At 67.9% G+C, this 22961-nt stretch carries 20 protein-coding genes; 14 read left to right on the forward strand and 6 right to left on the reverse strand.

Going from position 1 to position 22961, the window contains the following annotated elements; genetic code table 11:
* From K2R93_00600 to K2R93_00620, 5 genes are all read left to right on the forward strand, one after another.
* Positions 1–648 carry an HAD-IA family hydrolase gene (locus tag K2R93_00600; GenBank protein ID MBY0488310.1) on the forward strand — a complete coding sequence of 216 codons (648 nt, stop codon included), beginning with the start codon at positions 1–3 and terminating at the stop codon, positions 646–648.
* Between the two features lie 84 nt (positions 649–732).
* Positions 733–1290: an RNA polymerase sigma factor gene (locus tag K2R93_00605; GenBank protein ID MBY0488311.1), complete on the forward strand. Its 558-nt coding sequence runs from the start codon at positions 733–735 to the stop codon at positions 1288–1290.
* 7 nt (positions 1291–1297) lie between these two features.
* On the forward strand, positions 1298–2092 hold the full coding sequence (locus K2R93_00610) for a zf-HC2 domain-containing protein (protein MBY0488312.1): 795 nt from the start codon (positions 1298–1300) through the stop codon (positions 2090–2092).
* A gap of 8 nt (positions 2093–2100) precedes the next feature.
* Entirely contained in the window at positions 2101–3015 is a 915-nt protein-coding gene (locus tag K2R93_00615) for a DUF4097 domain-containing protein (GenBank protein MBY0488313.1), read from the forward strand.
* 26 nt (positions 3016–3041) lie between these two features.
* Positions 3042–3845: a DUF4097 domain-containing protein gene (locus tag K2R93_00620; GenBank protein ID MBY0488314.1), complete on the forward strand. Its 804-nt coding sequence runs from the start codon at positions 3042–3044 to the stop codon at positions 3843–3845.
* Positions 3846–3861: 16 nt separating this feature from the next.
* On the opposite strand, the gene K2R93_00625 is transcribed toward K2R93_00620, so the two are convergent.
* The gene (locus K2R93_00625; GenBank protein MBY0488315.1) at positions 3862–4152 is read right to left on the reverse strand and encodes a 4a-hydroxytetrahydrobiopterin dehydratase; all 291 of its coding nucleotides are present in this window, start codon (positions 4150–4152) and stop codon (positions 3862–3864) included.
* 108 nt (positions 4153–4260) lie between these two features.
* Here K2R93_00625 and K2R93_00630 point away from each other — a divergent pair, with 108 nt between their 5' ends.
* Complete coding sequence (locus tag K2R93_00630; GenBank protein MBY0488316.1) at positions 4261–5304, forward strand: radical SAM protein; 1044 nt, start codon at positions 4261–4263, stop codon at positions 5302–5304.
* A 14-nt stretch (positions 5305–5318) separates the two neighbouring features.
* Here the strand turns inward: K2R93_00630 and K2R93_00635 are convergent, their stop codons facing one another.
* Complete coding sequence (locus K2R93_00635; protein MBY0488317.1) at positions 5319–5777, reverse strand: hypothetical protein; 459 nt, start codon at positions 5775–5777, stop codon at positions 5319–5321.
* A 127-nt stretch (positions 5778–5904) separates the two neighbouring features.
* On the opposite strand from K2R93_00635, the gene K2R93_00640 reads away from it, so the two are divergent.
* Entirely contained in the window at positions 5905–7113 is a 1209-nt protein-coding gene (locus tag K2R93_00640) for a DNA recombination/repair protein RecA (GenBank protein ID MBY0488318.1), read from the forward strand.
* Positions 7022–8731 carry a hypothetical protein gene (locus K2R93_00645; GenBank protein ID MBY0488319.1) on the forward strand — a complete coding sequence of 570 codons (1710 nt, stop codon included), beginning with the start codon at positions 7022–7024 and terminating at the stop codon, positions 8729–8731. Before K2R93_00640 ends, K2R93_00645 begins: the two co-directional genes overlap by 92 nt.
* Positions 8732–8734: 3 nt before the next feature.
* Here the strand turns inward: K2R93_00645 and K2R93_00650 are convergent, their stop codons facing one another.
* Entirely contained in the window at positions 8735–10069 is a 1335-nt protein-coding gene (locus K2R93_00650; GenBank protein ID MBY0488320.1) for a hypothetical protein, read from the reverse strand.
* 142 nt (positions 10070–10211) lie between these two features.
* Here K2R93_00650 and K2R93_00655 point away from each other — a divergent pair, with 142 nt between their 5' ends.
* Both K2R93_00655 and K2R93_00660 read left to right on the forward strand, forming a co-directional pair.
* Positions 10212–10592, forward strand: coding sequence for a GxxExxY protein (locus K2R93_00655; protein MBY0488321.1), 381 nt, complete (start codon positions 10212–10214; stop codon positions 10590–10592).
* A 31-nt stretch (positions 10593–10623) separates the two neighbouring features.
* On the forward strand, positions 10624–11847 hold the full coding sequence (locus K2R93_00660; GenBank protein MBY0488322.1) for an ectonucleotide pyrophosphatase/phosphodiesterase: 1224 nt from the start codon (positions 10624–10626) through the stop codon (positions 11845–11847).
* A gap of 12 nt (positions 11848–11859) precedes the next feature.
* Here K2R93_00660 and K2R93_00665 read toward each other — a convergent pair whose 3' ends face one another.
* Positions 11860–12270, reverse strand: coding sequence for a PAS domain-containing protein (locus K2R93_00665; protein MBY0488323.1), 411 nt, complete (start codon positions 12268–12270; stop codon positions 11860–11862).
* 192 nt (positions 12271–12462) lie between these two features.
* Here K2R93_00665 and K2R93_00670 point away from each other — a divergent pair, with 192 nt between their 5' ends.
* The 4 genes from K2R93_00670 to K2R93_00685 all read left to right on the forward strand — a co-directional run bounded on the left by K2R93_00670 (position 12463) and on the right by K2R93_00685 (position 20041).
* Positions 12463–16236, forward strand: coding sequence for a PHP domain-containing protein (locus tag K2R93_00670; protein MBY0488324.1), 3774 nt, complete (start codon positions 12463–12465; stop codon positions 16234–16236).
* Between the two features lie 122 nt (positions 16237–16358).
* On the forward strand, positions 16359–17948 hold the full coding sequence (locus tag K2R93_00675) for an FAD-dependent oxidoreductase (GenBank protein MBY0488325.1): 1590 nt from the start codon (positions 16359–16361) through the stop codon (positions 17946–17948).
* Complete coding sequence (locus K2R93_00680; protein MBY0488326.1) at positions 17945–18106, forward strand: hypothetical protein; 162 nt, start codon at positions 17945–17947, stop codon at positions 18104–18106. Before K2R93_00675 ends, K2R93_00680 begins: the two co-directional genes overlap by 4 nt.
* 768 nt (positions 18107–18874) lie before the next feature.
* Complete coding sequence (locus tag K2R93_00685) at positions 18875–20041, forward strand: M20/M25/M40 family metallo-hydrolase (protein ID MBY0488327.1); 1167 nt, start codon at positions 18875–18877, stop codon at positions 20039–20041.
* A 73-nt stretch (positions 20042–20114) separates the two neighbouring features.
* Here K2R93_00685 and K2R93_00690 read toward each other — a convergent pair whose 3' ends face one another.
* Positions 20115–22445, reverse strand: coding sequence for a molybdopterin-dependent oxidoreductase (locus tag K2R93_00690; protein ID MBY0488328.1), 2331 nt, complete (start codon positions 22443–22445; stop codon positions 20115–20117).
* A complete protein-coding gene (locus tag K2R93_00695) occupies positions 22442–22912 on the reverse strand; it encodes a (2Fe-2S)-binding protein (GenBank protein ID MBY0488329.1) in 471 nt (156 codons plus the stop codon). The genes K2R93_00690 and K2R93_00695 overlap by 4 nt, the downstream gene beginning before the upstream one ends.
* Positions 22913–22961 lie beyond the last annotated feature (49 nt).

The raw sequence follows: 22961 nt of genomic DNA on the forward strand, positions 1-22961 counted from the left end.
ATGACCACGCGCCACGCTCTGCTCTTCGATCTTGATGGGACGCTGATCGATTCCATCGGCCTCCTGCTCGAGTGCATGGAGTTTGCGTTTGCAACGCGCGAGCGGCGGCCGACGACGGCGCAGTGGGTGGCGGGGATCGGAACGCCGCTGCGCACGCAGTTGGCGGAGTGGTGCGACACCGAGGCCGATGTGGATGCCATGGTGACGCGCTACCGCGAGTACCAGGATCTCCATCTCGAGCGGCTCACGACGGCCTTTGCCGGGGTGCCCGAGATGCTGGCGTGGGCGCGCGCGGAGGGGCACCCGACGGCGATCGTGACCAGCAAGGGGCGCGGCATGACGGATCGATCCTTACGGCATGTGGGGCTGCTGGGCGCGTTCGATGCGATCGTGACGTATGAGGAGACGGCACGCCATAAGCCCCTGCCCGATCCGGTGTGGCTGGCGTGTGAGCGGCTCGGGGTGCCGCCGGCGCGGGCGCTGTTTGTCGGCGATTCGCCGCACGACATGCATGCCGGCCGGTCGGCCGGGAGCCGGACCGGGGCGGCGCTGTGGGGGCCGTTCACCCGGGACGAGTTGGCGCCGGCGCACCCCGATTTCTGGATGGGCAGCATGACCGAATTGCCGCAGGTCGTGGCGCAACTGTAAGTCGCACGGGGGTTCAAACCCTCCCGGGGCTCACGGTATCCAATCCCGTGCCAAGTTTCCGGAGCCCTTTTGCTCGCCCTGCGTGTGACTGACCCCACCCTCGAACTCGCCGCCACCGACACGGGCCTGCCCGTGCCGAGTGACGTGACCGCCGCCGCCCGCGGCGATCGCGCGGCGTTCGAGCGGGTGTACCGGGCGCATGTGGACCGCGTCTACAGCCTCGGCGTGCGCATGCTGGGGGACCGGGTGCTGGCCGACGAGGTCACGCAGGACGTGTTCGTGCGGGTCTGGCAGAAGCTGCCCGGTTTCCGCGGCGAGTCGGCGTTCAGCACGTGGCTGCATCGCGTGGCGGTGAACGTGATTCTGTCGCGCCGGAAGACGGCCGGCGTGCAGGCGGGGCGCCTGGCCGATGACGGGGCGCTCGACGATGCGCCGAGTCGCCCGCTCGCGGTGGGCGACCGGCTCGATCTCGAGCAGGCGATCGCCGGGCTGCCGAACGGGGCCCGCAGGGTGTTCGTGCTCCACGACGTCGAAGGTTTTACCCACGAAGAGATTGGTGAGCAGCTCGGCATTACGCCGGGCGGCAGCAAGGCCCAGCTCCACCGCGCCCGCATGCTGTTGCGGGCCGCGCTTACGCGATGAAGGACCGATGACCGACGCCCTACCGACCAACCCGACCGCTCCCGACTGCGCGCGCTTCGAGGCGCAACTTGGCGCCTGGCTCGAGCAGGAGCTGAGCCCGAGCGAACAGGCGTTCATGACCGCGCATCGAGCGCAGTGCACCGCCTGCGATGCGCTGACGCGCGACCTCGAGCAGATCGTGGCCGACGCCGGCGCGTTGCCAGCGCTGTCACCGCCCCGTGATCTGTGGGCGGGCATCGCGGAGCGCCTCGAAACCGAGGTCGTTCCCCTGCCCACCGCCGCTCGGCGCGCGCCTGGTGTTGCTCACTGGTCCGTGCGACGGCTCGGTGCAGCGGCCGCAGCGCTCATGGCGATCACCGCCGGCGTGACCTGGCAGTTCGCCACGCGCGCCGGCGGCGATGGCGTTCAGACGGACAGCGCGCGCGTGGCCACCGCGGCCCCCGTCACGCCGCAGCAGCCGCAGACGCCCGACAGCTCGCTGGTGGTGCCGAAAGCCGAGCTGGTAGTGGGCCGGCCGGAGGCGGTCGCGACGACGGTGGCGAACAGTGCCGTGCCGGTGGCCCCTGGCGTGACATACGAGCGCGAGATCGTCGCCCTCCGCCGCATCGTGAACGAGCGGTTCACTGAGCTGGACAGCACGACCGTGAGCGAGCTCCGCCGCAATCTTCAGATCATTGATCAGGCCATCGCGGACAGCCGCAAGGCGCTCGCGAAGGACCCGCGCAGTGCGTTCGTCGCGCAGCAGCTCGATCGCGCCCTCGAGGCCAAGCTGGAGCTGATGCGCAAGGTGGCGCTGCTATGACCCCCGCCGTGACCCGTCGTCCAGCTCCCGCCGTCCAGCGTCCGCTGTTCAGCTTCCGCGGTCTGCTGTTCCTCTCAGCACTCGCCGCGTCGAGCCTCCACGCCCAGGATTCGACCCTCCGCCTCCCCGACAACGCCGTCGTTGACGTCACGCTGCGCACCGGTCGCCTGATCGTGCGCGGCACCGACCGCAGCACCGGCAGCGTGCGCGGCGGCGGTCGCAACTACCAGCTCCGTCCGAGCGGGGTTGGCATCGTCGTGAATGAACGCACCCGCGATCGCGACGATGACGGTCCGCTCGAGCTCGATCTCCCGCGCAACGTGCGGCTGGTCGTCAACACCTCGTCGGCCGATGTGGACCTGCGCGACTTGCGCGGCGATGTCGACATCAAGACAGTGAGTGGCGATCTCGTGGCCGACAATCTCTCCGGCCGCCTGCGCGTTGACACGTTCAGCGGCGATGTGGATGTCGTCGGCTCGGTGACCGGGGTACGTGTCAGCACGATCAGCGGGGACGTGCATCTGCGCGGCGTACGCGGCGACGTCGAACTCAAGACCACCAGCGGCACCCTGCGCGTTGACGGTGATCGCATCACCAGCGTCACCGCCGAAAGTATCAGTGGCGACGTCACGGTCGACGGCGGGCTGGCCGATGACGCCCGCGTCCAGGCCACCTCACACTCCGGCGACATCACGCTCCGCCTGCCGGGTGGCGCGCGCGCCGCGCTCGACTTCACCACGATCAGCGGCGAACTCGACGCCGGCGGGCCGCTCACGCTGATGCCCGGTGAGGTCGGCGGTTCCCGCAGCCGGCGCGCCACTCGGCACTATGAAATCGGCAACGGCTCCACCCCCGCGACGCTGCGGCTCGACCTCTCAACTTCCAGCGGTGACGTGCGCCTCGTGCGCGGCATCCGCTCCTGATTCTTCGCTTTCCTCCGAGCCTTCCCATGCGCTCCCGCCTGCTTTCCGCCGCCTTCGCGGCACTCACCATCGGCGTGGCCGTCTCCGCGCCGGCCCGTGCTCAGGACTCGCGTCGCGACAACGCCTTTACCTGGTCCGGCAGCATTCCGTCGGGGCGCACCATCGCCATCAAGAACGTGAACGGCGGCGTCGATGTCACGCGCAGCACCAGCGGCCGCGTGGAGGTCACCGCCGAAAAGCGATGGCGCAAGGGCAACCCCGAGATGGTACGCATCGAACCGAAGAAGTTCGGTGATGATGTCGTGATCTGCGCGCTCTTCAACGAAGGCGCGACGTGCGAAGAAGACGGGATCCACAACGAACGACGCATGCGCTGGAACGAGAACAACGATGTGTCGGTGCACTTCCAGGTGCGCGTCCCCGATGGCGTACGCGTCGACCTCAACACGGTGAACGGCGCGATCGAAGTGCGTGACGTCACCACCGAAGTGCGCGCCCAGACCGTGAACGGCGGCATCACCGCCCGCAGCGCCGGCGGCCCCGTTCGCGCCCGCACCACCAACGGCAGCATCACCGTCGCCATGGGCTCACTCGGCCGCGCCGAGGATCTCGACTACCAGACGGTGAACGGCTCCATCACGCTCGAACTCCCGTCCAACTTCGGCGCCGAACTCGAACTGGGCACGGTGAACGGTCGCGTGAGCACCGACTTCCCCATCACGATCAGTGGGACGCTCTCACCGCGGCGGCTGCGGGGGACGATTGGGGATGGTCGGACACGGCTGCGGGCGAGCACGGTGAACGGGTCGGTTTCGCTGCGAAAGAACTAGGGCGCCTTCGGCGCCCCTACGATGCCGCCAGGGCTTCAATCGCCGACGCGAGCAGAAAGTCCTTCGCCGTAATCCCGCCCGCATCATGCGTACTGCACGCGAACTGCACGCGCGTGTACCGGATGTCGATATCGGGATGATGCTGCTGCGCCTCGGCCACCTCGGCCACGCGCGCGATGAAGGCGATCCCCGCCGGGAACGTGGCGAAGTGGTAGGTCTTCGCGATCGCGTCCCCTTTGCGCGCCCAGCCGGGCAGTGCGCTCAGGTTGCGGTGCACTTCGATATCCGAGAGCCGTGCGTCGGTCATGGAGAGAGACTACCCCACTCGGAACCCAACCCGTAACCCCCAACCAAAAACCCGAAACCCAGAACTGATCAGTTTGCACTTTCGGTATATATTCGGTACCATCCAAGTATGGATGCCCTGCCGATCCTCCCCGACCCGCTCCGCCTTCTGAGTGAGCAGGCCGACCTCCGGTACCACGCCGCTCCCGGCGGTGGGATCCTCAACAGCCCGGCGGCGACGCATATGGGCTTCTGGTCCATCAACCCGTACGTCGGGTGCGCCTTCGGCTGCGCGTATTGCTACGCCCGCGACACGCACCGCTACACCATCGAGCGCGCGGGTGACCTTGGGAGGCAGATCGTCCGCGAGATGCCGCCGTGGCTCGCCTTCGAACGCCGCGTACTGGTCAAGGAGCATGCCGGCGCGCGTGTGCGCGAGGCGTTGCGCTCATCCCGGGCGCCCAGGGCTGGCGAGTCGCTCGTCATCGGCTCGGCCACCGATCCCTATCAGCCCGCCGAGCGTCGCTTTCGGGTGACGCGTGAAGTGCTCGAGGCGCTGCAGGTCGTGCGCGGACTTAAGGTCGTGATCATCACCAAGAGCCCGCTGGTAACGCGCGATCTCGCGCTGCTGCAATCGCTGGCGCGGCACAACACCGTGGGCGTGCACGTGTCGCTCATCACCACCGATCGCGAGCTCGCGCGTACGCTCGAACCGCGCGCGCCCACGCCCGAGAGCCGGCTGCGCGCCGTGCGACGGTTGGCGGATGGCGGTATCGACGTGAGCGTGAATTGCATGCCCGTCTTGCCCGGTATCACCGACGACCCCGGCATGCTCGCCGATGTCGTGGAGCAGGTCGCCAAGGCCGGCGCGACGAGCTTCGGCGCCTGCGCGCTTCGCCTGCGCAGTGCCTCACGGCGTCGCTATCTGCCCATGATCCGGGCGTCGTTCCCCGCGCTCGCGGCACGCTATGAGCAGACGTATCGCCACAGTGTGTACGCCGGCGACGCGTATCGCGACGGGCTGCATCGCGTCGTGGAGAGGCTGTGCCGCAGGCATGGGCTGCGGACGCGAGCCTACAAGAAAAGCGGCGAGTCCGTGCGCGATGCCGACGAGACATTTCGACTGGAGGCGGCCATCCTCGACGCCACCGAATCGCAACTGTCATTGTTCTGATCGTGCGTCAGCGGCTACTGCCGTACGAACACCACCCGCTGCCCGCGATACGTCACCGCCAGCGAATCGCCCGCCACGACGAAGTTGAGGGCCAAGTCGGGAAACGGACACGGCGGACTCGCACTGATCACGTCGGTACCAATCAACGTGCTCGACGTCGCCTTGATGCGACGTGAGGTGACGCATCCCACGGCGGTCGGCGTCGCGCTGCCGGCGGTGTATTGCTGCGCAGTCTCCACGAAGCTGAACTGCAGTTGCCCCACCGTGAGCTGAATCGACGAGACTTCGGTATAGGGCGCCGTGCTCGCGGTGCGATACGGCAGGGCTGCATTCCCCATCCGCACCGCGTTCCAGGTGCCGATGTAGCGCTCCACCACGGGATCGTACGTCACGTTCTCGGTGGCGTTGCCGCAGCCGGTGGTGAGCAGGCCGATCAGGAGCGCACGGACAACCGGGGACGGCCAGCGGGGCATCACGAAAACTCCGGGTGGGGAGAACGGGCAGGTCTGCAATACTGCGGCCCCGTTCCAGACGGCGCAGGCCCCTCGGCAATTCCGACCTCTGGCGCTTCGGGCTTTATTCGGGTAATATCCGAAAACGATGTCTGCGTCAGTCGCCGCCTCCCTCGAGGCCCTCACCCCCCTGCGCGCCCAGCTGGATGCCGTGGTCATCGGCGGGCGCACGACTGGCGCCCCCTGGCCCACCGGCGTCCCGCGGCTCGATCGCGCGCTGGGGGGCGGTGTGCCGCGGGGGCGCATCACCGAACTCTCCGGCCCGCTCGCCGTGGGTAAAACCGCGCTCCTCCGTCAGGTGGTCGCACGCGTGCTGCACAGCGGCGCGTGGGTCGCCTGGATCGACGCCCGCCATACCCTCGCGCCGGCCCCGTGGGCCGATCTGGGAGAGCGCTTCGTGGTGGTGCGCCCACCCGATGCCAAGCGCAGTGCGTGGGCCGCTGATCTGCTGCTGCGCAGCGGCGTGTTTGGGTTGGTGGTCATCGATGGCGCGCCACCCCTCACGCGCGTGCAGGGCGTGCGACTCGGGCAGCTCGCGCGCGAACGCGACGCAGCGTGTGTGGTGCTCGAGCATCTCCAACCCGGCGAATCGCGCAACACACGGCTCGCCGGCACGGTGCGCGTGCGGCTCACCCTCAGCCTGCCACCGTCACTGCACCAGGCGTCCCGACGACGACGCCCCGGCAGTACGAGCAGCACCAGCAGCACCAGCGAGCCCGCCATGTCGGTTACCGTGGAGAAGGGGGCCGCTTCCCATCATCAGCCCAGTGCGTTCGAGGTTCCCCGTGTCGTCGTCGTGGCGCGTCGCGTGTGTACGGATTCCGAGATTCCCGATCGGCGCGGGGTGGCGCGAAGCGCGCGTCGTCCCTGGGCCGCCCGCGGCAACAGTACCGACACCCACACCGATGCCGCCGGGCAGCCCGTCGCCGAACATCCCGTCACCTGGGGTGGACTCGGCGTCGGGAGCCACGATCTGTACGGAACTGACCTTCCCGGCCATCCAGCTCGACTTGCTGCTGGACTCGACGACGCCCCCGACCGGCTCAGCGAACAGCACACGCGCGAGCTCGACCGGCTCACGCGCGACTGGACCACGTACCGCGGCCGGCGACGCGCCGCCGAATCCGGCTACGGGCGCCGCTCCCGCCGCGAGCTCGCGCGCGAACGGACGGGCGCCATCCTCACGAGTCACAGTGGACAATCGCGTGGCAGCAACGGCTCGCCGCGCGTCGGGCGCGACGGCCGTCAACCAGAACGCGAACGAGAGCGCCAACGCGATCCCGCTGCACTGGGATAGCGTACCGCGCGCGCTCGCGACCGATACGCGATTGCGCGTGGTATCACTCGCCGCCGGTCGCGCGGGGGTGCGCGCGGGGATGACGATCGCCGAGGCGCGAGCCCGGTGCGCGGCGCTCGATGTGCGCACCTGGGATGATCATGCCATCACCGACGCGATGCTCGCCGCCACCAGCGCGCTGCTCGCCGCGAGCCCGCAGGTCACGCCGGTGAGTGGCGCGCCCGGCATGTGGTGGGTGGGAGCGACGGGCTTCGATGCGCTGGGCGGCGAAGTCGCACTCATCGAGGCGCTGCACGCCATCGCGCGGCAGTGGCACCCCGAGGCGCGGATCGCCATTGCGAGTTCGTGTGTCGCCGCGCGCGCCGCCACCTGGGCACCGCTCGCCAAGAAGCCGCGCGCCGGTGAGCTCGACGCGCACTGCACCATCGTCCCGCCCGGGCAGTGCGCCAGCTATCTCGCGCCCGCGCCACTCGGTCTCGTCCCCATGGGCGATGATCTGCGCGAAGCGCTCCAGGCCCTCGGCCTGCGCACCGTGGGCGCGCTGGCGAGTCTCGACCCCGGCGACATCGAACAACGCTGGGGCCCCGAGGGGCTCGCCGCCTGGCGTCTCGCGCGCGGTGACGATGCGCGGCGCCCCGGTCTGGTGCGTGTGGAAGCCGCGCGCAGTGCGAGTGTGGAACTGCCGGAAGCGGTGGAGAGCGCCGAGCCTGTACTGTTCGTGTTGCGCGCGCAGCTGCAGCGGTTGCTGCAGGAGTGTGTGCATGACGGGCGCGCCGCGGCCGCCGTGGCGGTGACGCTCGTGCTCGATGCCGGGCGGCAGTATCCGATCGAGGAGATCGGGACGGAGTTGGGCGGGCATACGAATGTGATGGAGACGTCGGATGACGGCGCGCCAGCCGCCGCACGCGCACTCCATCCTACGCCCTCTCCCCTGACTCCTGACGTACGAACTGTCCGCTCGATCCTCAGTATTCCCCAGCGTACCATCACCCGCGAGGTACGGCCCGCGCGTCCGCTCGCGCGCGTCGAACCCCTCTTCGATCAGTGCCGCGCGCTCCTCGAGCGGTGGCGCATCCCCGCGCCCATCATCGGCGTTACGGTAAGCATCCCCGCCACCGCGCCGCTCGCGGCAGATCAGGGCGATCTGCTGGTGCCGTCGTGGCGTGATGCCGCGATGAACGCCGAAGCGGTGTTCGCGCGGCTGCGCGCCGTGCTCGACCCCGAGAACACCGGCGAAGTCGTAGTGCACCCCGAAGCGCGCGATACGCATCGCGTGGAGGAAACCGGTGCGTGGGTGAGCGCCGATCCCATCGCGCTCGCCTCGGCGCCCCTCCCACCACCACCGAGCACCGACAGCACCGCGCCCGCCGTGTTGCGCCTGCTCAAGGCCCCCGAACCCGTGGAAGTCGAAGCGCCGCACGGGCTCCCCGACGCCATCTGGTGGCGCGGGCGGCGGCTCACCCTCGCGTCAGCCCACGGTCCCGAACGCCTGAGCGGCGACTGGTGGCGCGGCGACGGCTACGCGCGCGACTACTGGCGCTGCGTGGCCGAGGAGGAGGGGCAGATGCTGCTGTTCTGTGCGGACGCGCGGTGGTTTGTGCAGGGGTGGTATGACTGAGGCTCAACGCGATATGAGGGCTCGGAGCATGCCGCCAACCCCTTCCGCATCGAGCAGGCGCATCCCGAGATGCACGTCAGACACCCCGGGCCGTAGCAGGTACGAGAAGCGAATCGCGTCGCCCTGCACCTCCGCTTCCATGAACAGGCAGCGCACGCCAGCCAGGGTCTCGCGCGCCGAGCCCACCTCGGCGAGATGCGACGCGATGATGAAACGCCCGACTGACGCGGCGGCCAAGCCGTCCACGAGCAGGCTGGTCGCCGCGGTGGCATCCTTGATGTTAGTGCCGCGAAAGACCTCGTCCATGATGGCGAACACGGCCTCGCACCGCGTCACCGCCTCCACCACGCGCTTCACCCGACGCACCTCGGCCAGGTAGAGACTCTCACGCCGCGCGAGATCGTCGCGCACGGCGATGGATACCACGAACCGCTCGACCAAGGGGATCGTGGCCGATACCGCCGGCACGGCGAGACCGAGATGCGCGAAGTACACTGCGAGACCCATTGCCCGCAGCACCGTACTTTTCCCCGCCATGTTGGGGCCGGTGAGGAAGCAGACGCGATCGCGCGCCCCCAGCTGCACGGTGTTGGTCACCCCATCGGGCAACAGCGGATGCCGCAGCGCCTCGAGCTGCAGGGTACCATCACGCGCCACCATGCGCGGAACCGCACCCTCGAGGGAGGCACTCGCCCGCGCCAGTACACACCACGCGTCGAGCTGCCCAACGGCCGCGATGACCACGCGCAGCTGATCGCGATACGCGACCTCGGTGTCGGTGCCTGATCCCCGCACGAGCGTATCACACGCCGCCAGGCGCGTCGCCCCGCCCGCATACACGGCATCGCTGAGGATCTGCCCACGCGCGTCGGCCATGGCGATGGCCAGGCCGTCGCGGAGCGCGAGGAAGGCCGCGTCGCCCGACAAGCCGCTCACCTGATCGGCAATCGGTCGCATGAGCTGCCGCAGCTGATGTACCCGCTCCACCAACTGCGCCGCAAAGGTCACGATGGCGCGATGCTGCATAGCGAACGCCATCACCTCCACGCGCGAACTCGGCGCCAGCACGTAGTTGGAGCTGAGCCCCTGCTCCACCTGCTGCGCGAGCGCGTGGAGATCGCGCCAGCTCACCCCCTGCAGCGCCCGCGCGAGCTTGGGGAGCAGCGCCTGCCGCGCCTCGATCTCGGCAATGCTGGTGAGCGGTGTGACCAGCAACCGCTTGAGCGCCTCGTGCCCAGCCCGTGCGTGCGTGTGATCGAAGAGCGACGAGAGCGGCCAGGCTCCGGTGTCGTCCGGCAGCAGGCCCAGTTCAACGAGGGAGGCGCGGTCGGTCTGCATTGGGCATTCGAGAGGGTGAAGCGCACCCGTCGTACCGTTCAGACCGCCGAGGGTTCCCGGGCGGACCACCAACGCGTTCGAATGCCCCCATGCGCGCCGAAACGATGACACGACATCCGCCCGGTCGGCGCATGATCCCCGCATGCGCCATCGCGACATCACCGACCAGATCATCAACGCGTACTACCGCGTGCGCCGCCAGTTGCCGCACGCGCTGCAGGAAGCCGTGTATCAGCGTGCGCTCGCCATCGAGTTGAGCAAGCGCGATCTCATCGTCGCCTGCGAAGTACCCTATCGGGTGTACTACGAGCAGATCCCGATCGGCTACTATCGCGCGGATATTCTCGTCAACAACGTCGTGATCATTGAGGTCAAGCGCACCCAACGCCTGGCGGTGGCGCACGTGGAGCAGTTGGAGCGGTATCTGGCGGTAGCGGGGCTTCAGGTCGGCCTGCTGCTCAACTTCGGACCGGTTGCCGAGATCCGGCGGGTGGAGTATAGGGGCACCTTTGGCGCCCCGTGAACCACGCCCTCCCGCGCACTAAGTTTCAGTCATGCGCCGCCTGCTCCCGCTCCTCATCCTCGCGCTCGCCGCCACCGCATCCGCCTGGCGCCCCGCCCCGCAGATTCCGCACACCACCGTCCTCATTTCGCTCGACGGCTTTCGCGCAGACTACATCGCGCGCCCCTATGCGAAGCGCCTGCGGGAGCTCGCCGCGCGCGGTACTCGGCTGGAGCGGATGATCCCGGCCTTCCCCAGCAAGACGTTCCCGAATCACTACACCGTCGTCACCGGGCTCTATCCCGAACATCACGGCATCATCGCCAACACGATGTACGACAGTGTGATCGGGAAGACGTTCACCATCAGCGATTCGATGGTGGCCCGCGACACCCGCTGGTGGGGCGGCGAGCCGATCTGGAATACGGCCGAGAAGCAGGGCGTCAAGACGGCCGCGATGTTCTGGCCCGGCAGCGACTACGAAATCCAGGGGCGCCGGCCGAGCTGGTACACGCCGTTCAACAACAAGTATCCCAATCGCGAGCGCATCGCGAAGGTGCTCGAGTGGCTGTCCATGCCCGTGGGTCAGGGGCCGCGCTTCGTCACGCTCTACTACAGCACGACGGACGATGCGGGGCACGACTTCGGGCCGATGCACGCCAAGACCGACAGCGCCATTGCGCGTGTGGACACGCTCGTGGGCGAGTTGCTCGATGGTATTGCCGCGCGCGGCCTCACGGATCGCACGAACATCATCATCGTCTCCGATCACGGCATGACGGAGGTCGACACGTCGCGGCAGGTGTTCCTCGACGACTACATCACGATTGAGGATGCCGATGTCGTGGACTGGTCACCGGTGGTGGCCATCACGCCCAAGCCCAGAAAGTTCGACGCCGTGTATGCCGGGCTTCGCAAGGCGCCGCATGTGCAGGTGTATCGCAAGGACAGTATCCCTGCGCGCTTCCACTATCGAGCGCATCCGCGCATCACGCCGCTCGTACTGATCGCCGACGAAGGGTGGACGCCCACCACCCGGTGGCGCGCGGCGAACCGCAAGCCGGTGCATGGTGGCACGCATGGCTATGACAATCAGCTGCCGAGCATGGGTGCGCTCTTTCTTGCGGCCGGGCCGGACATCGCGCCGGGCCAGGTGCTCAAGCCGGTGCAGAATATCCACGTCTACGAACTGCTCGCGGCGCTCCTCGGCGTAAAGCCGGCGCCGAATGACGGGTCCCTTGACTCGCTGCGCGCGGTTCTGCGGCGCGCGCGGTAAGCGCGTCGAACGTTAGGCGACGCGCTCCGGCACGCGCGCGCCACCCATCTCGCGAATCAGCACCCACACACTGCGCGTGCGGCGCGAGAACCAGAGGTGCACCAGCACATCGCGCGGATGCTGCTTGAAGGCGAAGTGAAACGGGAAGCTCACGTCGAGCGACTCCTGGATCACGCCATTCGTGAAGCGGCCGTAGAACTCCTGCACGCGCGTACACGGCGCCACTTCGGTGAAGAACTGCTTCCCGATCGCCTCCGCCTGCGGCAACGAGGCCAGCTCGGATTCGGTGGCGTTGTACTTGAGAATCCGCCCCGCCGTATCGAGCTGAATGACGCCATACGGCAGCCCATCAAGCTCCGCCGTCGACAACTGATCGACGGTCTCGAGGAGCTCAGGAATGGACGGCAACGAACGTTCAGGCATCAGCACGGGAATCGAGGCGTTCAGACGGGAAATAGGATAACGCGGAACCCATAAAAAAAAGCTTCCGGACTACCGGTCCAAGCGATTGTCACAAATCACTTTCCATCCACCGTTCACCCAGCCCCCCCAACCAAGAACCCCAAACCCCGAACTGATCCGTTCAAACCCGCCGCCAGCAGTATATTTCGGCGTATGTTCGGGTATATCGAGCTCCACTGCCACTCCGCCTTGAGCCTCCTCGACGGCGCCGCCCTCCCCGAAACGCTCGCCGAGCGGGCCGCCGCCCTGGGCTACCCCGCCCTCGCGCTCACCGATCACGACGAGCTGGGGGGCGTCGTCCGCTTCGGCACCGCCTGTGAGGCGGTCGGTATCGGCGGCATTCTGGGCGCCGAGCTCACCGTGCGCATGCCCGAGTTGAGCGGCAATGGCCCACGCCGTGAACGGCGCACCCATCTCGTACTCCTCGCCGAAACGCGCGAGGGCTACCGCAACATTGCGTCGCTCGTGACGCGCGCGCGCATGGACAGTGAACGCGGCCGGCCCAGTGTGCCGTGGGCGCTCGTGACGCGCCATGTGCAGGGGGTCACGGCCTTGACGGGCTGCCCGCGCGGGTGGATTCCGCAGCTGCTCGCCGAAGGCAAGGCCGACGACGCCTGGACCGCCGCCGGCGAGCTGCGCGATGTGTTCGGCGAGCATCTCGCCATCGAATGTTGGGATCATCGGCTGCCGGAAGAGCGCGCGCTGGTCGATCAGCTCCGCCCACTCGCCGCCAGACTTGGTGTGCCCTGGGTGGTGACGAACAACGTGCACTACGCCACGCCGGAGCAGCGCATCGTGCACGATGTGCTCACCACGCTCCGCCATGAAAAGACACTCGACACGATGGGGACGCGGCTCAAACCCAACGCCGAGTGGGCGCTCAAGAAGCCGTCGCTCATCTACAAGCGGTGGCGCGGCGCCGAGGAGGGGGTGCGCGAAACACTGCGCATCGGCGAGCGGTGTGCCTTTCGGTTGGAGCAGCTCAAGCCGAGCATGCCGGCGTTTCCACTGCCCCCGGGGGTGACGGCGAACGAGTATCTCGCGCGACTGGTGGAACAGGGCGCGTACGAGCGGTGGGGGAATCAGCGGACGCCCAAGCACGATCGGCAGCTCGCACACGAACTGGGCATGATCCGCAAGCTCGATCTCGCCGGCTTCTTCCTCACCGTGTGGGACATCGTGCGCTTTGCGCGTCGCGAGGGGATTCTCTGCCAGGGGCGTGGCTCGGCGGCGAATTCGGCCGTCTGCTTCTGTCTGGGCATCACGGCCGTCGATCCCATTCGCATGGAGCTGCTCTTCGAGCGGTTTCTGAGTGAAGATCGCAAGGAGCCGCCCGATATCGACATCGACTTTGCCCATCGCGACCGCGAGCGGGTGCTGCAGTACGTGTACAACCGCTACGGGCGCGAACACGCGGCGATGGTGTGCGAGCAGATCACCTGGCGCGGACGCAGCGCGGTGCGCGATGCGGCGCGCGTGCTGGGGTTCAGTACGGAGCAGGCGGATGTGCTGGCGGCGTTGTCGGATCGGTTTAGTGCGCGATCGACGGCGGAGGCGTTGCGGGTGAATGAAGAGGACGCATTAGACAGCGGGAAGACGGACGGCGAGAAGACGAACGGCGGGAAGACGAACGGCGAGGCGGAACGACTCGGGCAGGCGATGATTCGCGGCACCGAGGCGACCACCAAGGCGCGCGTGGTGCGGGAGGCGGCACGGAAGGTGGCGGCGACCGCCAAACTGTCGGCGAGTGATCGACCGAAGCCCAAGGCGAGTTATGAGCCGTATGGGTCGCCGAATGCGCAACGGGCACCCAAGGGGATCTCTGAGCGGGATGCGACCTGGCAGCAGCTACTCGACCTGCAGGCCGAACGAAAAATCGAGGGTGATGAACGCGCGCATCTCGGACCGCTTGCCAAGGGCGCCGATAACTCGCGCCCCGGCGGGCGGCTGCGTCCCAAGCTCGATCCATCGTCGCGCATGCCGGTGGATGGATATACCGACGCCCACGCCGACGAATCCCACGAAGAGCGGCGCAACCGCACCACCGCCACGCGCGATGGCGTGAGCGGGCGCGAGATGCTCACGCGCGCGGGGCTCGACCCGAACGATCCGCGCGTGCAACAGCTTGCGCAGGTCGTCGATGGTCTCCATCAGTTGCCGCGGCATCGCTCCATCCACGTCGGCGGCTTCATTCTCACCGAAGAACCCCTCGGCTCCATCGTCCCCATCGAACCGGCCTCCATGCCGGGGCGCACCGTGGTCCAGTGGGAGAAGGACGACCTCGATCCCGTCGGCCTCGTCAAGATCGACCTGCTCGGCCTTGGTATGCTCACGGTAGTACAGGATTGTCTGCTGTACATCCGCCACACGCGCAACGTGAACGTCGACCTTGGGCAACTCGACATGAGTGACCCGGCCGTGTACGACGTCATGTGCAAGGCCGACACCGTGGGGCTCTTCCAGATCGAAAGTCGCGCGCAGATGAACACGCTGCCGCGGCTCAAGCCGCGCTGCTTCTACGATCTCGTCGTGGAAGTCGCCCTCATTCGCCCGGGGCCCATTCAGGGCGAGATGGTGCATCCCTATCTCCGCCGCCGCGCAGGGCTCGAGCCCATTACCTATCCACACCCCAGCGTGGAGAAGGTGCTGCGCCGCACGCTCGGCGTGCCGCTCTTTCAGGAGCAGGGGATGCAGGTCGCGATTGCCGCCGCCGGGTTCACCCCCGGGCAGGCCGATCAGCTGCGCCGCGCGATGGGCCACAAGCGCTCACGCGAACGGATGGCCGCCATCTGCGAAGAGCTCATCGCCGGCATGGCCACGAACGGCATTCCCGAAGAGACCGCGCGCCGCATTTACAACCAGATCAACGCCTTTGCCGACTACGGTTTCCCCGAAAGCCACGCTGCGAGTTTCGCGCTGATCGTGTACGCGACCGCGTGGCTGCGGCACTACTACGCCCCTGAGTATCTCTGCGCGATCCTCAACGCGCAGCCCATGGGGTTCTATTCGCCCGGCACGCTCATCGAAGATGCCAAACGCCACGGCGTGGAAGTGCGCCCGGTCGATCTCACGAAAAGCATCTGGGATCACACGCTGGAACTCCCCGATGGCAGAACGCTGATGCCCAACGACGGCACCGTCCGCTGGGGCATCAACCCACAACCCACCACCAAGAACCCGGAACCCCCAACTGATCGGTTAGCCGTCCGCTTAGGGCTCCGTCTCGTCCGCGGCCTCGGCGCCCGCGCCCGCCGCGCTCTCGAAGCCGCCCTCCACGATGGCCCGTTCCTCAGTATCGAGGACGCCGTCCGTCGCGTCACCTTGGACCGCACCGCCTGGCGCCGCCTCGCCGAAGCCGGCGCGTTCGACAGTCTCTTCGCGCACGAGCCCCCCGAGCGCCGCCGCCGCGTGGCGCTGTGGGAGGTCATGGCGGCCACCCGTGGCCCCGAACTCCCGCTCGCGCCGCGCGCCGCGCCGGCGCCCGCGCCGCAGCTCCCCGCGTACTCCGCCGTGGAACTGACCGAGGCCGACTTCCGCATGACCGGACTCTCCCTTGCGGGTCACCCCATGAAGCACGTGCGCGAACATCTCGCGCTGAACGGTGTGCTCACCGCCCGCGAAGCGCACGCACGCGGCAAGGACGGCCAACCGGTGGCAGTGGCCGGACTCGTGATCTGCCGCCAGCGCCCCGGCACCGCCAAGGGGTTCGTCTTCCTGACGCTCGAAGACGAAACCGGGATGATCAACATCGTCATCACCCCCGACCGCTTCGAGCAGCACGCGCTGCTCATCTCCACCACCCCGCTGCTGCTGATTCGTGGTACGTTGCAGGTCGAGCAACACGTCGTGAACGTCCGCGCCAAGCAGTTCAAACCGCTCGAGCTCGGCGGCGGCGAGCAGCATGCAAAAGGGCGGAACTATCACTGACGGCCGCCCGCGCGGTGCCAGCGGCGTGACGGATTCCGCACGGCTCCGGTGTGGTGCATAGTATCGCAGCACCTGCATCGGCCGGTGTCGACGCCTTTCCCGCCTGAAGCCGTACCGCTCCCATGCGCACGCCGCTGCTCCGCTCCCTTGCCGATCTCGTCGCGACGACCGCCGCCACGTCGTCCACCGCCACGCCTACACCGGCGCCCGACGCGGGGAGATGGTCGCGTCGTCGATTCATCGAGGCATCCGGTATCAGCGCCGGCGCACTGCTGACCGCCTGTCGCGCGTCCGACCTGGCGAGCCCGGCCGACGCCTCGACCGCAAGCACGCCCACCGCCATACGCGAGGAGCGGATCGTGATCGTCGGCGCTGGCCTGGCGGGGCTCACCTGCGCGTGGCGCCTCAAGCAGCAAGGCATCATGGCGACGGTCTTCGAGGCGAATACACGCCTCGGCGGTCGATGCTGGACCAATCGCTCGACCTTCGCGCCGCAGCAGGCCGAGCATGGCGGCGAACTGATCGATCAGGCACACACCACGATTCGTCAACTCGCGCAGGACTTGGGCCTGACGCTCGACAACCTGCTCGCGGCCGAGCCCAACGGAACCTCCCCACTCTTCTGGTTCAACGGGAGCGCCTATTCCTATGGCCAGGCACTCGACGACCTCAAGCCGGTGTGGCAGCCGCTCAAGCGCGATTACGTCGAGGCAGGCTTTCCCACCCTCTATTCGCAGTCGACGGCGCAGGGTCGCGCACTCGACGCCCTGAGTGTGCGCGACTGGATCAATACGCGCGTTCCGGGCGGCGTCTCATCGCCCATCGGCGCCCTGCTGGATGTGGCGTACAACATCGAGTACGGCGCCGAGACCACGGAGCAGTCCGCGCTCAATCTGGTGTATCTCCTCGGCGGCGTGGGCCAGGGACAGCTGCGTCTCTTCGGCCCCTCGAACGAGAAGTACAAGGTGCGTGGCGGCAACGACCAGATTGTCAGCCGCCTCGCCGCGGGGCTCGCAGGGCAGATCGAGACGGGCAAGGCCCTTGTGGCGCTCCGCGCCACCGGTTCTCGCTGGACGCTCGACTTTGACGACCGCACGAGTGTGATCACCGATCGCCTCGTCCTCGCGATTCCGTTCTCAGTCATGCGTGATCGTGTCGATCTGCGCAACGCCGGGTTTCCGGCACTCAAGCAGCGCGCCATTGCAGAACTCGGCATGGGACGCAACGCCAAGCTCGCGCTGCAGTTCAGTACGCGTCGCTGGACAGCCTTGGGCGGCAACGGCGATAGCTATAGTGATCGCGGCTATCAGGCCACGTGGGAAGTCACGCGTGCACAGGCGGGCACCTCGGGCGTACTCGTGAACTTCACGGGTGGCAACGTCACCGGAGCGCAGAGTGGACGACTCGCCTCGGCGCTGGCCTCGGAATTCCTCACGCGCGTCGAACCGGTGATGCCGGGGCTCACCGCCGCGTACACGGGTGTCGCCTCCTTCGATGACTGGCCGCGGAATCCCTGGACGCTCGGCTCGTACTCGTTCTATCGCGTCGGTCAGTACACGCGCATCGCCGGAGCGGAGCGCGAGATGGTGGGGACCTGCCACTTCTGTGGCGAGCACACCTCCATCGAGGCCCAGGGCTATCTCGAAGGGGCCGTCGAATCGGGCACGCGTGTGGCGAGCGAGATCCTCAGCGCAGCGAAAGGCGCACGATGAAAGGCGGTAAAGGCGGCACCGGCCGCAAACGCCCCACCCCCAAGCCGGCGACCAAGCGGGCCAACCCGCACGACGGGCCCAAGCGTGGCGCGCCCAAGAAGGACTGGGGCGCGATCCCGAAGGACGACTTCGACACCCCCAAGCCGCGCGGGAAGTAGCGCCCCGATTCACGGGCGCAGGAGGCCAACAGGACCCGGCGCTGAGTGGTACGTTGGGGTGCTGCTCATTTTCGCGGCTTCACCTCATCGCTCCCCCTCATGTCCCGTTTCCTTCGCCACGCGTTGCGTCATGCGGCGTTGGCTGGCGCGGCCGCCCTCGCGGTTGCGGCGCCCGCGGCCGCCCAGAAGACCACGTTCCCCACCGACGATGCCGTGATCCAGCGCCTGTGGCGCCTCGGCATGGACAGCTCGAAGGTCGCCTCGCTCGCGCAGGCGCTGATGGACTCCGTCGGCCCGCGCCTCACCGGCAGCCCGGGCTTCCTCGCGGCCAGCGACTGGGCGATCGCCCAGTACAAGAGCTGGGGCATCGAGGCCAAGCGCGAAAACTACGGCACGTGGCGCGGCTGGCGTCGCGGCACGTCGCACGTGGACCTGATCTCCCCCCGCGTGCGCTCGCTCGATGGCACCATGCTCGCGTGGAGCCCGGGCACCAAGGGCGTGCCCGTAAAGGCCGAAGCGATCATTCTGCCGAAGTTCGCCGACAGCACGGAGTTCGTGAAATGGCTCCCGAAGGCGCGCGGCAAGATCGTACTCCTGTCGCCGGCGTTCCCCACCTGCCGGCCGAGTGAAGACTGGATCCGGTGGGCCACACCGGAGAGCAAGGCGCGCATGGACAGCGCCGTCGCGAAGGTGCAGCAGGATTGGGCGGTGATGACGACGAACGGCCGCCCGGACAGCACGAAGCTCTATCGCGGCACGGGCTACTCCATGGCGCTGGGCACGGGGACGCTGGGTATGCGCCTCGAGAAGGCGGGCGTACTCGGCATGATTACGTCGCGCAACAAGCTGAGTGGCTTCAACAATCCGTTCGCGGCGGCGCCGGCTGGCGCCGGCGCCGGAGGACGCGGAGCGGGCGGAGGACGCGGCGGCGCAGGTGGTACGCCGACCGGCGCCAGCGATCGTGGCGGTGGCCCGGCGGCGAGCCTCGCCCAGGCCGGTCGCGGCTTCGGTGGCTTTGGCGGTGGCGCGCAGGGGGCGGGTGGCTGGGGCGTCATCGAAATCTTCGAGACGTACAACACCAAAGCGCCGGCGGTCACGCTCGACTGCGAAGACTACAGCCTCGTGTATCGCCTGGCCGAGAACAACCAGCATCCCACGGTGCGCCTGGACCTCGATGCGACGCTGCTCGGCGAGCAGCCGGTGTTCAACACCATCGCCACCATCAAGGGCACCGAGAAGCCCGAGGAGTACGTGATGCTCTCGGCGCACTTCGACTCATGGGACGGCGGGTCGGGTGCGACCGACAACGGCACCGGCACCATGATGGCCATGGAAGCGATGCGCATCCTGAAGGCCGCGTATCCGAAGCCCAAGCGGACGATCATGGTTGGCCACTGGGCGAGTGAGGAGCAGGGGCTCAACGGCTCCACCGCGTTCACGGAAGACCACCCGGAAGTGCTCAAGGGGCTGCAGGCGCTCTTCAATCAGGACAACGGTACCGGACGCGTGCAGAGCCTCTCGAGCTCGGGGCTCACGGATATCGGCCGTCACCTCAAGGCGTGGTACCAGAAGCTTCCAGGCTTCTACACCGACAGCATGAGCGCCAACGTGGTGAGCTGGAGCTTCAATGACGTGCCCACCGGCAACCCCGGTGGCACCGACGGCGCGGTGTTCGCCTGCTTCGGCACGCCGAGCTTTGGCATGGGTGCGGTGAGCTGGAACTACAACACGTACACCTGGCACACCAACCGCGACACGTACGACAAGATCGTGTTCGACGATCTCAAGCACAACGCGACGCTCGCCGCCATGATGGTGTATCTCGCGAGTGAAGATCCGGAATTCATCAAGCGTGATCGCTCGCCGGGCACGTGGCCGGCGAACTGGCCGCAGAACTGCGGCAAGGCGCCGCGGAAGACGCGGCCGCGGTACTAGGCTGCATCACCCACACAAAAACGGGGCGCGCTCGAGTACCGAGCGCGCCCCGTTTTGACGTCGGCGATCCGTCTCAGCCGCGTGTCTGCCACCCCGCGAGCTGCTTCCCTACCGGCAGCGACCGCACGCGCACTCCCGTCGCCGCTGCGATGGCGTTCGCGATGGCCCCACATGAGGGCGGCACGCCCGGTTCGCCAATCCCGCCCGGCTTGCCTTCGCTCGGCACGAGCACCACATCGAGCACCTTCGGCGTCGCGCGCATCCGGGCGAGCTCGTAGTCGCGGAAGTTCCCCTGCACCGCCTTGCCGTTGGCGAAGGTCATCTGGCTGTAGATCACATTACTCATGGCCATGATGAAGGCGCCTTCCATCTGCGCACGCGCACGATCGGGATTCGCGATGAAGCCAGCATCCACGGCCATGGTCGCCCGCGGACAGCTCACGGTGCCATCCGGCGCGACCTCCACCTCGGCGACCACGGCGACGTAAGTCAAGAAGCTACGGTGCATCGCGATGCCGCGGCCACGACCCTTTGCGAGCGCACCACTCCTCCAGCCGCTCTTCTCCACGGCCAGTTCCACAACGCGACGCGCGCGCGCGGTATCCAGCGGATGGTCCGCCCACGTCCCGCCGTAGTTGCTCGCCGGCTTCACCAACCCGGCCATCGAGAGGTCCACGCGCCGCGCGGGCCCGATGAGGTCAAGCAGAAAGTCGGCGCTGTCGCGTTTGGCCGCCCGCGCGAGCTCGTCCACGAAGGAGCCGATCGCGAAGCCATGATGAATGGCGTTCACGCTGCGGAACCAGCCGATGCGCGTGTGCGCCGGCGCTTCACCGATCTCCACGCGCAGGTTGGGCACATCCCACGGTACGTCGCTCGCGCCGTTGGTCAGCTCGTCGGGCTCGGCGCCCTTCACGCCGGGCGCAAACGTCGCGCTGATGGCGGGATACGCCGACCGATGCAGCCACGCCGTCACCTTGCCCTTCGCATCGAGCGCCGCCTCCAACCGATGCGCGGCGCACGAATGCAGATACGAATTGCGCAGGTCATCCTCGCGCGTCCACTGCACGCGCACCGGCGCACCCACTTCGCGCGCGAGCCACGCCGCTTCGCAAATGAAGTCGGGCTTCGACTTCCGCCCGAAGGCACCGCCGAGCAGCGTGACATGCACGTTCACCTTCTCGACGTCCACCTTGAGATACTCGGCGATCGTCTTGCGCGCGTCCATGGGGCTCTGCGTGGGCGCCCACGCCTCGAGCGTGCCGTTCTCCCAGCGCGCAATGGCGGCCACCGGCTCCATCTGCGCGTGCGCCAGGTGCGGCATCCAGTACTCGGCGCTCACCTTGCGCGCTGCACCCGCGAGCGCCTTGGTCGCGTCGCCCACATTGCGACCGGCCTGCCCCGGCTTGCGCACTTCAGCCATGAGCTGCGCCTTGTACGCCACGCTGTCGTAGCTGGCATTGGCGCCGTCATTCCAGGTGATCTTGAGCGCGTCGCGCCCGCGAATGGCGGCCCAGGTGTTCGCCGCGATGACCGCGACACCGCCGAGCGGCATGAAGCCGGCCGGTGCCTTGGATTCCGGCAGGCGCACGATGCGTTCGACACCCGGAATCGCCTTCGCTGCGCTGTCGTCGAGCGACGCGATCGTGCCGCCCCACACTGGCGGCCGCGCGATCACGGCGACCTTCATGCCGGGGAGGCGCACGTCGCCGCCGTATACGGCCGTCCCCGTGGTCATGGGGACGAGGTCGATGCCGGGCATCTGCTTCCCTTCCCAACGACGCTCGGCGGGCGCCTTCACCTTGACGCGACCAGCGGCCGGCATGGGAAGCGTGCGCGCCGTGGCGACCAGCGCGCCAAAGCGCAGGCGACGATTCGACGCGGCATGCACCACTTCGCCGTTCTGGGCCTTCACCTGTGCCACCGGTACGCCCCACTGCTTGGCGGCGGCGTCTTCAAGCAACGCACGCGCGGTCGCTCCCGCTTCCCGATAACGATCGAGGAAGTCACGAATGCTCGTGGATCCGTCGGTATTCTGACTGCCGTACTTCTTCTCGTCACCGCCGGCCTGCTCCACCCGGCAGCGGCTCCAGTCGGCTTCCATCTCGTCGGCAATGAGCATGGGCATGGTCGTGCGAATGCCCTGTCCCATCTCCGAGCGATGGCAGACAATCGTGACGATGTCGTCTTCGCCGATGCGAATGTATGCCTGGGCTTCCCACGGCTCCGCGAGGATGAGGCCACTGAACGCCTGCGCATCCAGACGGCGGACACCAAGCGCGCTCGCCGAGAGCACCAGGCCACCCAAACCGAGGACCTTCAGGAAGTCGCGACGGGAATCGTCGGCGGTGCCTTCGCGGGCGGCGCCCGTTGCGCCCAGCCACGGCAGTCGGGTGCGCGCGCTCACCTGGTCTTCTCCTTGTCCATCTGTGCCGCGGCCTGCTTGATCGCGGCGCGGATGCGCGGGTAGGTCCCACAGCGGCAGAGATGCCCGTTCATCGTCGCGTCGATATCAGCGTCCGTCGGCTGCGTGTTACGCGCCAGGAGCGTGGCCGCCTGCATGATCTGCCCGCTTTGGCAGAAGCCGCACTGCGGCACATCGACCGCACGCCACGCGACCTGCAGCGCATGCTCGCCGCTGGGGTGCAGCCCCTCGATCGTGGTGACCGTGGCCCCCGCCAGCGTGGACATGCGCCGCTGACAGGCCCGCACCGGGGCGCCGTTTACATGCACGGTACACGAGCCGCACTGCGCGATGCCGCATCCGTAGTGCGTGCCGGTGAGCCCCAGTTCATCGCGAAGAAACCAGAGCAGCGGCATCGTCTCGTCGCCGCTGAAGGTGCGGGGGGTGCCGTTGACGGTCAGTTGCAGCATGTCGGCGTTGGGTTGGCGTATGGTGCTATTCTCGCGCGCGTTGGAGGGT

It is taken from the genome of Gemmatimonadaceae bacterium (assembly GCA_019752115.1).
GTDB lineage: Bacteria > Gemmatimonadota > Gemmatimonadetes > Gemmatimonadales > Gemmatimonadaceae > Gemmatimonas.